This window comes from Pseudodesulfovibrio sp. 7M6 (genome assembly GCF_050058625.1).
Taxonomy (GTDB): Bacteria; Desulfobacterota; Desulfovibrionia; order Desulfovibrionales; family Desulfovibrionaceae; genus Pseudodesulfovibrio; species Pseudodesulfovibrio salinus.
Window position 1 is genome coordinate 2,172,674 of sequence record NZ_CP188816.1, and the last position, 13,083, is coordinate 2,185,756.

Genomic DNA, 13,083 nt, shown 5'->3' on the forward strand with positions numbered 1-13,083 from the left:
ACAACCACCGGAATATCATGGAAAAGCTAGAAGAACTGTTCGACCACATCACTTCCCGGGTCAACGTCAATCTCAAGCCGCAAGGCATAGATGTTCGTTCGCTGTTGCAAAACGCCATTCCCAGGGAACGGCACCTGCTCTACTACGCGTTCTACGCCCTGACACAGGACCACCCCCTGAGCTTCAAATTCATGAACTCCAATCTGTCCGGCAGCTACTTCCTGGGCAAGACCATGGTTGACCGCTCGGTGCTCTACAAAAGCGACATCCGGGGGGACGAGCTCAAACGCAAAGGCGATGTTGTGGAATTCAACGGCGTGAAGACCAAGCTCTTCTACGACGAGGTAATCCGCATCATCAACTCGTTCCTGGTAAAGACCCTGGTCCACAACAACTCGAAGAACGCCGAGATGCCGGAGGTCTTCCGCATTCTGAATTCCGTGGCAATGCACTTTTCAAATATCCACGGAACCACCTGCGCGGGAGTCTACCTCGGCCCCTTCTCAACGGTGGACCTCTCTGTTCTGCACAACTGTGCAATCGGGGACTTCGCCTACATTCAGGTGGGCGACCTGACCAACCGGGTTGTAGAGCCCGGCCGGGTGTGGATTCGGGTGCGCGGGCTCTTCGAGTTCAATTACCTCTTCCCGGAAGGGGTGGTGGAACAATACGTCAAGCTGGACGAAAACGGACAGATCTCCGGCAAGCTCGTTGAATACGTGGACGAGACCAAGGAGGACTTTGTTCCCGTCTACTCCACCATCACGCCCGAGCCGCTGGAGAACGTGCCCGAATCAGCCTACGTAAGCCCCTATGCCGTCATCAAGGGACAGTGCGAAATAGGGGAAAACGCCCTGATTGTGCAGCGCGCCCATGTCGAGAATTCCATCATCGGCAAGGGTTCAAATGCTCAGGAAAACTGTTTTATCAAAAATTCCGTCTACGAAGGAAACGACGTTACTGCCCACGGCGGCAAGGTAATCCACGCCCATATCGGCAAAAACGTGTTCGTGGGGTTCAATTCGTTCATCCACGGCACCAAGGATGCCCCCATCACCGTCGGACGGGACACCATCGTCATGCCTCATACCATCATCGATGCGGAGGAACCCATAGAGATTCCGGAGAACTCGGCGATTTGGGGATACGTCACCAAACAGGCCGACCTGGAAACCCAATGCATTGATCTTGATAAACTCGCAACGGCCACTGATCTCACGCTTGGAAACGCCACCTTCAAGGGTGACGGCGAAGCCTTCGTCAAGGCGTTCCGGCACCGTATCGAGCACATCCTCGAAGAAAACGGGGCCTACTACAACGGCACGGACAAGACTCGCGGCCACGCGCAAAAGACCCAGGATGCATGTTTCAACATTCTCCAGCCCTTTCAGTCCGGGCCGGAGATGGGCATGTATCCCACCATGACCATCGGCGAATAGGTTGCCGGAGGATTCAGCAACAATCGTCACACGAGTGAGGAGAAAACCATGTCCCAATCGTTAGCAGCAGCCTTTGGCAAGAACTTCCTCGGCAAGTCGCCAGGATGGTATAAGACGGCCATTCTTGCCTTTCTCATCATCAATCCCATTCTCATCTACACCGCCGGACCGTTCGTCGCAGGATGGGTCCTTATCGGCGAATTCATCTTCACCCTGGCTATGGCGCTGAAGTGCTATCCGCTCCCAGCAGGCGGTCTGCTGGCCATCGAGGCCGTCATTTTCGGCCTCACCAGCCCGCTCACGGTTTACCACGAGGCAAAAAACAACTTTGCCGTCATCCTGCTGTTGATCTTCATGGTCGCCGGCATCTACTTCATGAAGGACTTCCTTCAGTATACCTTTACCCGCATCCTTACGCGGGTACGTTCCAAGATCGCGATCTCACTGATGTTCTGCTTTGCCGGAGCCTTCCTCTCCGCATTTCTGGACGCCCTTACCGTCACCGCAGTCATCATCGCGGTGGCTTTCGGCTTCTACAACGTCTACCACCGCTTTGCCTCCGGCAAGACCATGAACTGCGAGCACGACCTGTGCTCCGACTTCTCGGTCAAAGACACGCAGCGCGAGGAGCTGGCCCAATTCAGATCCTTCCTGCGCAACCTGATGATGCACGGCGCGGTTGGTACCGCGCTGGGCGGCGTGTGCACCCTGGTGGGCGAACCGCAAAACCTTCTGATTGCCGAAGAAATGGGCTGGCATTTCGTACCGTTCTTCGTCCAGGTCGCGCCGGTTTCCATGCCTGTGCTGGCGGCAGGCCTGCTGACCTGCATCTTGGTGGAAAAGTTCAAAATCTTCACGTACGGCGCGGAAATGCCCGGCAACATCCGCTCCCATTTGCTGGAAACCGCCATTGAAATGGAAGAGAAGCGTGGTGCCGAAGGCAAGGCTCGACTGATTGTCCAGGCCATCATCGGCATCTGGCTTATTGTGGCCCTGGCCTTTCACCTGGCGGAAGTCGGCATCATCGGCCTCTCGGTCATCGTCCTGCTGACATCCATCAACGGCTATACGGACGAACACCAGTTCGGCCCGGCCTTTGAAGAGGCTCTGCCCTTCACCGCGCTGCTGGTAGTCTTCTTCTCCATCGTCGGTGTCATTCATGACCAGCATCTGTTCGCGCCGGTCATGCATTTCGTGCTTTCCATGCACGGTCATGTCCAGATGGCCGCCTACTACATCGCCAACGGCCTGCTCTCCATGATCTCGGATAACGTGTTCGTGGCCACGGTCTACATCTCGGAGACCAAGCTGCACTTCACACAGGTGCTCGGCACGTTCCCCGGCATCACCGATGCCGTGGCCGTCATGGACAAGCTGACCGATCCGCTCCTCAACCGCACGGACGTCATCGCCTCGCTGCCCCAGGGCATTCAGACCCAGGTCAGCGACATGATGCACCACTTCGACAAGCTGGCGGTTGCCATCAACACCGGAACCAACATTCCGTCCGTAGCAACCCCCAACGGTCAGGCGGCATTCCTGTTCCTGCTCACTTCGGCTCTGGCTCCGGTCATCCGGCTCTCCTATGGCAGGATGGTCATTCTCGCCCTGCCCTATACCATTACCATGTCTCTCGTAGGCCTCGCGGCTACTTACTACCTCCTGTAGGCGCTGAAACCACAACAACAAAGGGGTTCGCTACAATGTAGCGAACCCCTTTTTCATTTTGATTCCAACGGCTATTGTTTGCCGGAAAAAATCATTTCCATATACCGATCCTGACTTTCCTTCAGTGATATCTTATCCAACCCCTCATTCAAGGCACGAAGCAGTTCCTGGCCTCGCCGTCCCTTGCGGAAGCAAACATAAATTGAATTGACGCCCAGCATCCGCTTGTTGATCTGAATCAGGTGGCGATTTGCAAGCAGATGCGGGTCAACCTGGCGGAGATACCGAAAGACATTGAGATCTATGACGGCCAGATCAACCCGTCTCGCAAGAACCTTGCGTAAATTGAACAAATCATTGAGCGAGGCATCCGTTTTCAGACTGCCCACTGCCTCCATACGATCGAATTTGGCAGTATTGACGAACCCCTTGACCGTACCGATTTTGAATGAGGTCAAATCCTCCAGTCGATTCCACTCCACAGGCTGCTGCACGGACTCGGCAAAACCCATGGGGCTTTCACCCACAGCATCGGAGAACAGAAATTGCCCCTCCCGCTCAAGGGAAAAGTACATGGGGAAAACGCCATCCACTTCCGGATCATGCTCTGCCAGATGCATCGCCCTTTTCCAAGGGAAATAGCGTATCTCCACATCATAGCCGACGTTTGCAAAAGCGGCGCGGACAATTCCGGCACAGGCGCCGCCTTGCGGCAAAGCCTCATCGGTATACGGCGGCCACTCCAGGGAAGTGAGGATGACAGTCCGCTCCCCGCACCACCCCGGCAAAGCAAAACCGGCAACGGAGAACAGCAAAAGAATGAGAGAAGTCCATCTGATCCAGGTCCGCATACGCCGTCCCTTTCGGGTTATCTGCTTTCCCTTCCCGCAGGCAAAGACCAAGGGAATCCGACAGGACCGCCATACGGCCCATCCGGCATAGACTGACCATCAAACCTGCCGGATACCAAAACCAATCACCACAACCCTAGCACAACATTACGGGGAACCCCCATAAGAATATGGACTGCAATGAAAATCGGCTCAGGCATTCACCTTTGGCGATTCGGTCAAATGATTTCTGCACAGCCAGATGATGGACTGACTGTTCGTGTCGTAATGGGGGCTCACATCCGACGTTACACCGCATACGGCGCACTGATGCCCTTCCTCGCACTGCGGAAAGCAGTTGATGGAGTTGAGCATTTTATTGAACCGGTCGATGTAGGAAAACATCGGATGCTTGCGATGACGGCGAATATCCTTGCTGTTGAGCTTGCCGTTGTCATTCACTTTGACAGTGATCATGCGGGAACGGTTAATAACCCCTTCCTTCTTGTTCATGACAACTTTGGTAGGCTCTTCCCAGCGGCAGATTATCCGCTTTCTCTCCTGATCGTAGCGCATGGACATGGCGCTCTCCTTTGGTTGACGTTTCAGATTCTCCTGTCAGCCATTTGGAATAACGTTGCATCGCATCCACACCCCCAAAAACAGCCCTGCACCATGGGCCTCTAGATAGCGAAATCAATCGCCTTTCGGCTATTCACCACACCCTTGATGAAGGCGACACATGCCTGATGTTCGGGATGGTCCTGATAAAAATCCAAAGCAGCCGCATCGTCGTGATCCGAGCACAGCAGTATATCGCAGCAAGGATCGTCTCCCAGAACGTCCATGCTCACATTGATACGCTGCAATCCATCAATCCGCCCGGCCAAAGCTTCGAGCATCTTTTTCATCTTTGCGCCGTTCTCCTTGGCGGAAACGCCGTCCACTTCCTCTTTCAGCGTCCACATAACGATGTGTCTGACCATTTCTCTCTCACTAAATGTTTTCATTTCAACTCGTTACAAATAAAATCCGCAACCGATAGTAATTCTTACTATGACAATAAGCACGAAAAAACATTTTGTCAGCTTCTTCGTGCGATTTATAAAAGATATTATTGCATATCATGGATGATCTTGCCGAGCTCATCCGACAGTAACCCGAGATGATTGATGGCCTCGGAGGCATCGTTCATCAGCTGGCTGGTTTCTCCACACAGCCTGTTCATGTCCAGTGTGGCACGATTGATCTCATCACTGGTGGCGGACTGCTGCTCCGCCGCAGTAGCGATGGAGCGCACCCTGTCCGCCGTGGCTTCGGCGACTGTAACAATGGCATGAAGCGCTTCGCCGGACTCTCCCGCAAGCTCCGTGCTTCGATGAACGGACTCCACGGCATGGCTGGTAGCCTGCACATTGGCCCGGGCCCCTTCCTGAATGCCGGTAACAGCCTCATGCACCTCGCTGGTGGCCTGCATGGTCTTCTCGGCCAGCTTGCGCACCTCGTCGGCAACAACGGCAAAACCGCGTCCGGCCTCTCCGGCACGGGCGGCCTCAATGGCGGCATTGAGCGCCAGCAGATTGGTCTGGTCGGCAATATCTTCAATGACGGCCAGTACCTTGCCGATGCCTCCGGCACGCTTATCCAGATCTTCCATGGAACCACGCAAGGTATCGGCGCGGACCTCCACCTCCCGGATGGAATCCACCACTCCGGCCACAATGCGCGAGCCTTCCTCTGCCTTGGCCCTGGCCTCATCCGCATCCTCGGCCGCGCTCTGGGCATGATGGGCCACTTCCAGCACCGTCGCGTTCATCTCCTCCATGGCCGTGGCCGTCTCTCCGGTCCTGTCGGTCTGGAAGACAGCCCCCTCGCGGGCCTGTTTCACCACTTCGCGCAGCTGGGTCGCGGCCGAGACCAACTCCTCGGACACATGCGTTGCCTGAGAGGCAGCCTTGCCAATGCGCTCGTTTTGCAAACGGACTTCCCGCTCCCGCTTTCTGAGCTCCGTGGTATCGAGGTAAAGGCAACACCCGCCAATGACCTTGCCCTCGACATCCGTCAGGGGGAACAGGTTGATGAACACGTTGATGTCGCTTCCATCCTCATGGATGAAGACGCCCTCGATATTCATGGCCCTTGTGTTGGTTTCCATGCAGTCCGCAATTTTGGAACGCCGGTCATCCTTGTAAAAAATCCGGGAAATCTGCTTCCCGAAGAAGAATTTCGGCTTCTCCGGAGCCCCAAGCATGTCGAGGCATTCCTGATTGAGAAACGTCACGTTGGAGTGCGTATCAACAATACAGATGGGGACCGGCAGTCCCTTGAGAAAACTTTCGGAAAAACCAAGCCGTTCCTTGAACCGGGTAGTCAGATCCTGCACCAGCGTGCCCAAGGCACCCAGCTGTACCTCCCGGGAAACATCACCGGCTTCGCCGTAGTTCCCGCCGAGAATATTTTCCAGGTGTTGCGAAATACGGTTCAGCGGCATCGCCAGGCGATGCCGGGCCATCAACAGCAGAAAAAGTCCGGTCAGGGCAAAGACGAAAAGAACCACGGCAATGGAAACAGTGGCAGCCCATGACTCCGCGCCGAACCAAACCTCGATAACCGTGGAAACGACGGCGGAAAAAAGAAAAGCGGAAAAATAAGCAATTATAAACGGTAGGACTGAGAAACGGGAAGAGTTGGTCATGATTGTAATCCTGATTTGTTGCAGGGCTCAAGCCCCTGCCAATCATCCGCATCCAGGCAATAACACAACTAAACAAAGAACTCCCCGCCCCGCAGCGGGCGGGGAGTCCGACATGAAGGCTTGCTCCGGAGGCAAGTGGTTCAACTTCCAGGGTCGCGGTCCAACCGTCAAAAGGCCTCATGCCAAATTCAGCGGTGGCCGCATATGCGGCCACCGGATGTTTTACTTCTTTTTGCTTTCGTTCAGCAGTTCGGCAACGTGACGCACCTTGATGCTGGAACCACGCCGTTTCAGGCCGCCACGCAGCTGCATGATGCAGCCAGGGCAATCGGTGTACATAACGGACGCGCCGGTAGCCTCGACATTGTCGAGTTTCTTTTTCAGCAGTTCCGCCGACAGCTCGGGGAACTTCATGGAGAAAGTACCGCCGAATCCGCAGCAGACCTCTTCCTCGGCGCATTCGACGTATTCCATGCCGCCCTTGGCGATGAGTTCGCGCGGGGCCTCATGTACATCCAGACCACGGCACAGGTGGCAAGGCGCATGATAGGTGGCCTTTTCGCCTGTTCCCTTGAACTCGCCAGCATCGACCTTCAGCACGTCGTTGACGAAGGAGGAGTAGTCGATGATCTTGCCCGCAAACTCGTCCGCACGCAGCTTGAGGCTCGGCTTTTCCATGACCAACTTGGGATAGTTGTGCTTGAGGTGCGCGGCGCAGGATGCGCAGAGCGTGATGATATAGTCGTAGTTCGACGGATCGAACGCATTCAGGTTCTGGGCCGCCACATCGCGGGAAGCCTTCATCTCGCCCATCATCTGAACCGGCAGGCCGCAGCAGGTCTGGCCCATGGGATAATCCATGGCCACGCCCTCGGCCTCGAAGAGACGGACGGCGGCCTGCATCTGCTCAGGATAAACGAAGTCCTGCACGCAACCTGAGAACAGGGCCACGCGATATTTGGGATTCTCCACACGCGGGGCGTTCTTCTGCCACCAGTCACGGAACGGAGTCTCGGCGATGGTCGGCAGTGCCCGGAAGGAATGCTCCTTGGAGAAGATCATGGGCAGGTGGCGAATGAAGCCGTCCTTTTCGGAAACCGGACGCTGGCCCCACTTGGCGGCACGCAGCAGGCCGTGAAACAGCTTGCGGTTGCGCAGCACCTGGCCGAGCAGCACCGAGGGAATCGGATGGCCGTCCTCGTCCTGAATACGGGCGTGAATCGCCTTGATGAGCCGGGGCAGGTCAATACCGCCGGCGCAGACGTCCTTGCACGCCTCACAGTTGATGCAGTTCTGAACCAGGTTCTTGGCCTTTTCCTTACCGTGGAAGAAATAGGTCAGGATAAGGCCGATGGCACCGATGTAGATGTGACCCATCTTGTGTCCGCCGACCATACGGTAGACAGGGCAGACGTTGGCGCAGGCACCGCAACGCACGCAGCGGTTCACCTGGGAGAACAACGGGTCCTTGGTCAGTTCGCTCCGGCCGTTGTCCAGGACAACGTAGTGAATTTCCTTTTTGCCGTCCTCGGCTGCCAGACACTCATTGGCACCGGTGATCCAGGTCACGTAGGATGTGAGGTGCTGGCCGGTGGCGTTGCGGGGCAGCACCTTGAGGATGCGCAGAGCGTCATGCAGGGTGGGCAGCAGCTTGTCGATACCCATGAGCGCGACATGCACCCGGGGCAGCGTGGTAACCAGACGGGCGTTGCCCTCATTGGTCACGATGCCGATACCGCCGGTCTCGGCAATGGCGAAGTTGGCACCGGAGATGCCCATGTCCGCCTCAATGTACTTGCTGCGCAGCTCGCGCCGGGCCACCTTGACCAGTTTCTCGATCTCGGTGTCCTGCTCCTTGCCGGTCACCTCGGTAAAGAGGTCGCCGACCTGGAAGCGGGAAAGGTGAATGGCGGGCATGACCATGTGGGACGGCCCCTCGTGCCGCAGCTGGATGATCCACTCGCCCAGGTCGGTCTCGGTCACTTCCATCCCCGCGTCCTCAAGGTCGTGGTTCAGGAGGATTTCCTCGGCGGTCATGGACTTGGACTTGACGATCTTCTTGCAGTCCGCTTCACGGGCGATCTTGGTGATGATCTTGTTGGCCTCGTCCGCATCCTTGGCGAAATGGACGTGCACACCCGCGGCTTCGGCATTCTCCTTGAACTCGGCATAGAGCCGTTCAAAGTCGGCGGCAGCGGCATCCTTGCTCTCGGCAATCTCGCTCACCAGTCCGCGTACATCGATGCCTTTGAAAATATTGGTCCGGTTGGCGCGATACGCCACGGCAAAATTATCAAGCGTGGTGCGCAGGAACTCGTTGTCCAGAGACTCGCGCAATTCCTCACGGTATTCTTTCAGGTCATGAGCTTTCTGCATGACTAGTCCTCCAGAAGCAGGATGTGCAATTCAAGGGGGCCGTGCACGCCGAGCGCAAGCACGCGCTCGATATCGGCGGTACGGCTGGGACCGGTGACGAAGGCCAGGTAATCAGGCGTTTTCCGCATCCGTGTCAGCATCATCTTTTCCACTGCGTAGGTATTCGCACGTATCTTGGACGCAGGCAAAATACAGACGTGGAATTCGCTGATCATGGTGGCCAGCCGGGTTTCCTCGCTGGGGCAGTCGATCATAAGCGTGCCGGTGTCGGCAATGCCATACTCGGCAGTAGTGAATCCGATATCGATGCCTGCCAGATGATCGCGCATTCCCTTGTCGATGCAGTCGAATCCGGCCTTCTCTGCCTTTTTCGCCAGCTGTTCGTACAGCTCGGGGCTCAAACCGGGCGCGGCAATGACTTTTTTCTGTTTCTCATTACAAAGATCATTGCCTTTGTCGGACACACTCAGGTCGCATCCGCTGACCATGAGCTGACAGGCTTCTTTTTTTCCACACAGATCGATGACGTAGCTGAGTGCCTCGTCCTCGTTCGATATGGGGACCACCGTGGCGGCAACAAGAGTCGCCTTCTCCATGAATTGCTGTTGCAGAGTCTCCTTGGAAGACATGGGGTACACCTCCATAATATGCCCGTACCCCCCCTCTTTGTGAGGGGGGGTACCGCAACGGGCTTTATTGCAGTTTAGCCGGCGACGAGCGCCAGGGTTTCACGAGCGATGGCCAACTCCTCATTGGTCGGGATGACCCAGATGGAGACGGCACTGTCATCGGTGCTGATCTTGCGAGGCTCCTTGGAGCGGATCGCATTGGCTTCGGCATTGATCTTCATGCCGTAAGGCTCCAGGCCCTTGATGGTTTCGGCACGTACGATGTCGTCGTTCTCGCCGATACCGGCGGTGAAGACGATACCGTCCACACGGCCGAGAGCGGCCATGTAGGCACCGATGTATTTACGGGTCCGGTAGGTCTGAACGTCCAGGGCCAGCTTGGCACGTTCGTCCCCCTTCGCGATGGCTGCGTGGATGTCGCGCATGTCGTTCATGCCGCACAGCCCCTTGAGACCGGATTCCTTGTGGAGAATGTTGTCGATTTCGGCAACATTCAGGCCGCGATTGACGGCCAGATAGTTGTGCACGGCCGGATCGATATCACCGGAACGAGTGCCCATGACCAGTCCCTCAAGGGGAGTCAGGCCCATGGACGTATCAATGCACTGTCCGTTCTGGACGGCAGCCATGGAAGCGCCGTTACCCATGTGAATGGTGATGAGGTTGGTCTCCTCCAGGGGCTTGCCCAGCAGACGCGCGCACTCACCGGCCACATACTTGTGAGAAGTGCCGTGAGCACCATAACGGCGGATCTTATCCTTCTCATAGTATTCGTAGGGAATGGCGTACATGTAGGCCCGGGGCGGCATGGTCTGATGGAAGGCCGTGTCGAACACCAGGATCTGCGGAACGCCGGGGAACAGCTTGGTCGCGTCCTTGGCACCGCCGAGGTTGGCGGGGTTGTGCAGCGGAGCGAGACGTTCGGTCTCGGTCAGCGCAGGCCACAGATCATCGGTGATGATCAGCGAGGCGTTGAACGGACCACCGGCAACCACGCGGTGGCCGACGGCGCCGATCTCGTCCTTGGAGCAGACGGCGCTGTCGCCCTGAGTGATCAGGTCGATGACCATCTGGAGGCCGACCCCATGGTTGGGGATGGGCTGTTCCAGCTCGATCACGGACTGCTTGTCCGTGCCGGGATAGGACTTGTTCTCCAGGGCGCCCTTCTCCTCGCCGATGCGTTCCACCAGACCGGTGACCAGGACGGACTCATCTTCCATGTCCAGCAGCTGATACTTGATGGAGGAGCTGCCGGAGTTGATAACCAGAATCTTCATTAGTCTAATGCCTTTTTCCTATTGCACTTGGCGTTATTAGGCCTTGGCCTTCTCGGCCTGAGCCTGAATGGCCGTAATGGCGACAGTGTTGACGATATCCGGGACGAGGCAGCCGCGAGACAGATCGTTCACGGGCTTGTTCAGTCCCTGCAGCACGGGGCCAATGGCCACGGCGTTGGCCGCACGCTGGACGGCCTTGTAAGTGTTGTTACCGGTATTCAGATCCGGGAAGATGAATACCGTGGCACGACCGGCCACATCGGAATCAGGCATCTTCACGGCAGCCACGTCGGGATCGACGGCGGCGTCGTACTGAATCGGTCCCTCGATGGGGAAGTCCAGACCGCGCTCTTCGCAGAGCTGCTTGGCAATGGCAACTGCCTCGGTGACGCGTTCCACATCCTCGCCCTTGCCGGAAGTACCGGTGGAGTAGCTGAGCATGGCCACACGCGGCTCAATGCCGAAGACACGGGCGGTCTCGGCGGAACCAATGGCGATCTCGGCCAGCTGGCGGGCATCCGGGTTCGGATTGACGGCGCAGTCGCCGTAAACCAGCACGCGGTCCTTGAGGCACATCAGGAACACGGAGGAAACAATGGAGCTTCCCGGCTTGGTCTTGATGAACTCGAAGGCGGGACGAATGGTCTGGGCCGTGGTGGTCACGGAGCCGGAGACCATGCCGTCGGCAAGACCCTTGTGGACCATCATGGTGCCGAAGTAGGTGGGATCGGACATACGATCCCGAGCCATCTCGGGAATGACGCCCTTGTGCTTGCGCAGCTCGTAGTATTCGGAGGCAAAGGTATCGAGCAGCGGAGATTCTACCGGATCGATGATTTCCGCACCGGAAAGATCCAGACCGAACTTGGAAGCGCTGTCCTTGATGACCTGTTCGCGACCGAGCAGGATGATCTCGGCAACACCACGGCGCAGCAGGATATCGGCGGCACGCAGGATGCGCTCGCCGGTTCCCTCGGGCAGAACAATGCGCTGCTTGTCGCGGGACGCCTTGTCCACCAGGGAGAACTCAAACATTTTCGGAGTAATGCGGGTATCCCGTTCCTCGACGACACGGTCACGAAGCTCGGTCACATCGACATTGGAAGCAAAGTCGCCCAGCGCGGTGGCAATGCGCTGGTAGTCGTCCTTCTCAATCCGGCCGTAGAGACGGTTGAGCTCCTGAACATTGTGATAGGTGTGACCCTTGACCGAAAGAACGGGCACGGGCACGCCGGTCCAGCCCTCGATCAGCTTGTGCACGGACTCGGACAGGGGCAGGCCGCCGGTAAGCACTATGCCTGCAATGTCCGGGTAGGCGCTGGAGAGCCGGGAGGTCAGGCAGGCCAAGATGATGTCGGACCTGTCGCCGGGAGTGATGACCAGGCTGCCCTTCTGGATGTATTCCAGGAAGTTGCCGATCTGCATGGCCGCAATGAGGTAGTTGTCCACCAAGTTCTGCATACCACTGTGACCGTACAGGACATCGGCATCCAGCCAACGACGGACATCACCCATGGAAGGTTTGCCCAGCGCCTCGTTCTCCGGAATGACATAAACCGGCATGGGCTTCTTGCAGAGCACCTTGCACATGATTTCCTTGGCCATCTCACGGGTCATGCCGACGGGAGCACGATTGACGATGCAACCCACCAGATCGACGCCCTTCTCTTCCAGCGTATCAACGGTGGTCTGGGAGAGGGCGATCACCTCCTCGGACGTTTTTTCACGACCCGAGGAGATGACCAGCACCGGTGCGCCTATATTGGCCGCGATCTCCGCGTTCAGATCGAACTCGAAGGCCGGGTCCTTGCCCTTGAAGTCCGTGCCCTCGCAGAGCACGAAGTCGTACTCCCCTTCCAGTTCCTTGTACTTGTTGAGAATGTTCTCAAGCAACAGGGCGTGCTGACCGGAGTTGATCAGCTCACGGGCCTGTTTCAACGTGTAGGCATAGGTATCCTGGTAGGGAATGGAGAGCTTGAAGTGCTCGATCAGCAGCGAGATGTCATGGTCTTCCCGCCCCTCGCCGGGGTCGTTGATGATGGGACGGAAGATGGCAACGTTGTCCACTTCCTTCAGCAACATCTGCATCACGCCGAGGACCACAGCGGACTTGCCGCTGCGCTCCTCGGTTGCACTCACATACAGATTCTTGGACATTTTTCTACTTTC

The 13,083-nt window shown here is 57.0% G+C and carries 10 protein-coding genes; 2 read left to right on the top strand and 8 right to left on the bottom strand.

Annotation, left to right across the window (positions count from 1 at the left end; genetic code table 11):
• Positions 1-17: 17 nt before the first annotated feature.
• Both ACI0FG_RS10385 and nhaB read left to right on the top strand, forming a co-directional pair.
• Positions 18-1,439, top strand: coding sequence for a transferase (locus ACI0FG_RS10385; protein WP_419784918.1), 1,422 nt, complete (start codon positions 18-20; stop codon positions 1,437-1,439).
• A gap of 48 nt (positions 1,440-1,487) precedes the next feature.
• Entirely contained in the window at positions 1,488-3,107 is a 1,620-nt protein-coding gene (nhaB, locus tag ACI0FG_RS10390) for a sodium/proton antiporter NhaB (RefSeq protein WP_419784919.1), read from the top strand.
• A gap of 71 nt (positions 3,108-3,178) precedes the next feature.
• Here nhaB and ACI0FG_RS10395 read toward each other — a convergent pair whose 3' ends face one another.
• The 8 genes from ACI0FG_RS10395 to pta form a co-directional block, all read right to left on the bottom strand.
• Positions 3,179-3,958, bottom strand: coding sequence for a substrate-binding periplasmic protein (locus ACI0FG_RS10395; RefSeq protein WP_419784920.1), 780 nt, complete (start codon positions 3,956-3,958; stop codon positions 3,179-3,181).
• Between the two features lie 192 nt (positions 3,959-4,150).
• A complete protein-coding gene (locus ACI0FG_RS10400; RefSeq protein ID WP_419784921.1) occupies positions 4,151-4,519 on the bottom strand; it encodes a hypothetical protein in 369 nt (122 codons plus the stop codon).
• 101 nt (positions 4,520-4,620) lie between these two features.
• A complete protein-coding gene (locus ACI0FG_RS10405) occupies positions 4,621-4,947 on the bottom strand; it encodes a Dabb family protein (protein ID WP_419784922.1) in 327 nt (108 codons plus the stop codon).
• A 104-nt stretch (positions 4,948-5,051) separates the two neighbouring features.
• Positions 5,052-6,632, bottom strand: coding sequence for a methyl-accepting chemotaxis protein (locus ACI0FG_RS10410; protein ID WP_419784923.1), 1,581 nt, complete (start codon positions 6,630-6,632; stop codon positions 5,052-5,054).
• A gap of 222 nt (positions 6,633-6,854) precedes the next feature.
• Entirely contained in the window at positions 6,855-9,008 is a 2,154-nt protein-coding gene (gene ldhH / locus ACI0FG_RS10415) for an L-lactate dehydrogenase (quinone) large subunit LdhH (RefSeq protein WP_419784924.1), read from the bottom strand.
• Positions 9,009-9,010: 2 nt separating this feature from the next.
• Entirely contained in the window at positions 9,011-9,637 is a 627-nt protein-coding gene (locus ACI0FG_RS10420; protein WP_419784925.1) for a LutC/YkgG family protein, read from the bottom strand.
• Positions 9,638-9,711: 74 nt separating this feature from the next.
• The gene (locus tag ACI0FG_RS10425) at positions 9,712-10,914 is read right to left on the bottom strand and encodes an acetate/propionate family kinase (protein WP_419784926.1); all 1,203 of its coding nucleotides are present in this window, start codon (positions 10,912-10,914) and stop codon (positions 9,712-9,714) included.
• 36 nt (positions 10,915-10,950) lie between these two features.
• Positions 10,951-13,071 (bottom strand): phosphate acetyltransferase, encoded by a 2,121-nt coding sequence (gene pta, locus ACI0FG_RS10430; protein WP_419784927.1) that lies wholly within the window; start codon positions 13,069-13,071, stop codon positions 10,951-10,953.
• Between the last annotated feature and the right edge of the window lie 12 nt (positions 13,072-13,083).

Bases quoted from the DNA above. Each gene is read 5' to 3' on its own strand.
- ACI0FG_RS10425 (WP_419784926.1), bottom strand. From the start codon at position 10,914: ATGAAGATTCTGGTTATCAACTCCGGCAGCTCCTCCATCAAGTATCAG.
- ACI0FG_RS10400 (WP_419784921.1), bottom strand. From the start codon at position 4,519: ATGTCCATGCGCTACGATCAGGAGAGAAAGCGGATAATCTGCCGCTGG.
- ACI0FG_RS10405 (WP_419784922.1), bottom strand. From the start codon at position 4,947: ATGAAAACATTTAGTGAGAGAGAAATGGTCAGACACATCGTTATGTGG.
- nhaB (WP_419784919.1), top strand. From the start codon at position 1,488: ATGTCCCAATCGTTAGCAGCAGCCTTTGGCAAGAACTTCCTCGGCAAG.
- pta (WP_419784927.1), bottom strand. From the start codon at position 13,071: ATGTCCAAGAATCTGTATGTGAGTGCAACCGAGGAGCGCAGCGGCAAG.
- ACI0FG_RS10420 (WP_419784925.1), bottom strand. From the start codon at position 9,637: ATGTCTTCCAAGGAGACTCTGCAACAGCAATTCATGGAGAAGGCGACT.
- ACI0FG_RS10410 (WP_419784923.1), bottom strand. From the start codon at position 6,632: ATGACCAACTCTTCCCGTTTCTCAGTCCTACCGTTTATAATTGCTTAT.
- ACI0FG_RS10385 (WP_419784918.1), top strand. From the start codon at position 18: ATGGAAAAGCTAGAAGAACTGTTCGACCACATCACTTCCCGGGTCAAC.
- ACI0FG_RS10395 (WP_419784920.1), bottom strand. From the start codon at position 3,958: ATGCGGACCTGGATCAGATGGACTTCTCTCATTCTTTTGCTGTTCTCC.
- ldhH (WP_419784924.1), bottom strand. From the start codon at position 9,008: ATGCAGAAAGCTCATGACCTGAAAGAATACCGTGAGGAATTGCGCGAG.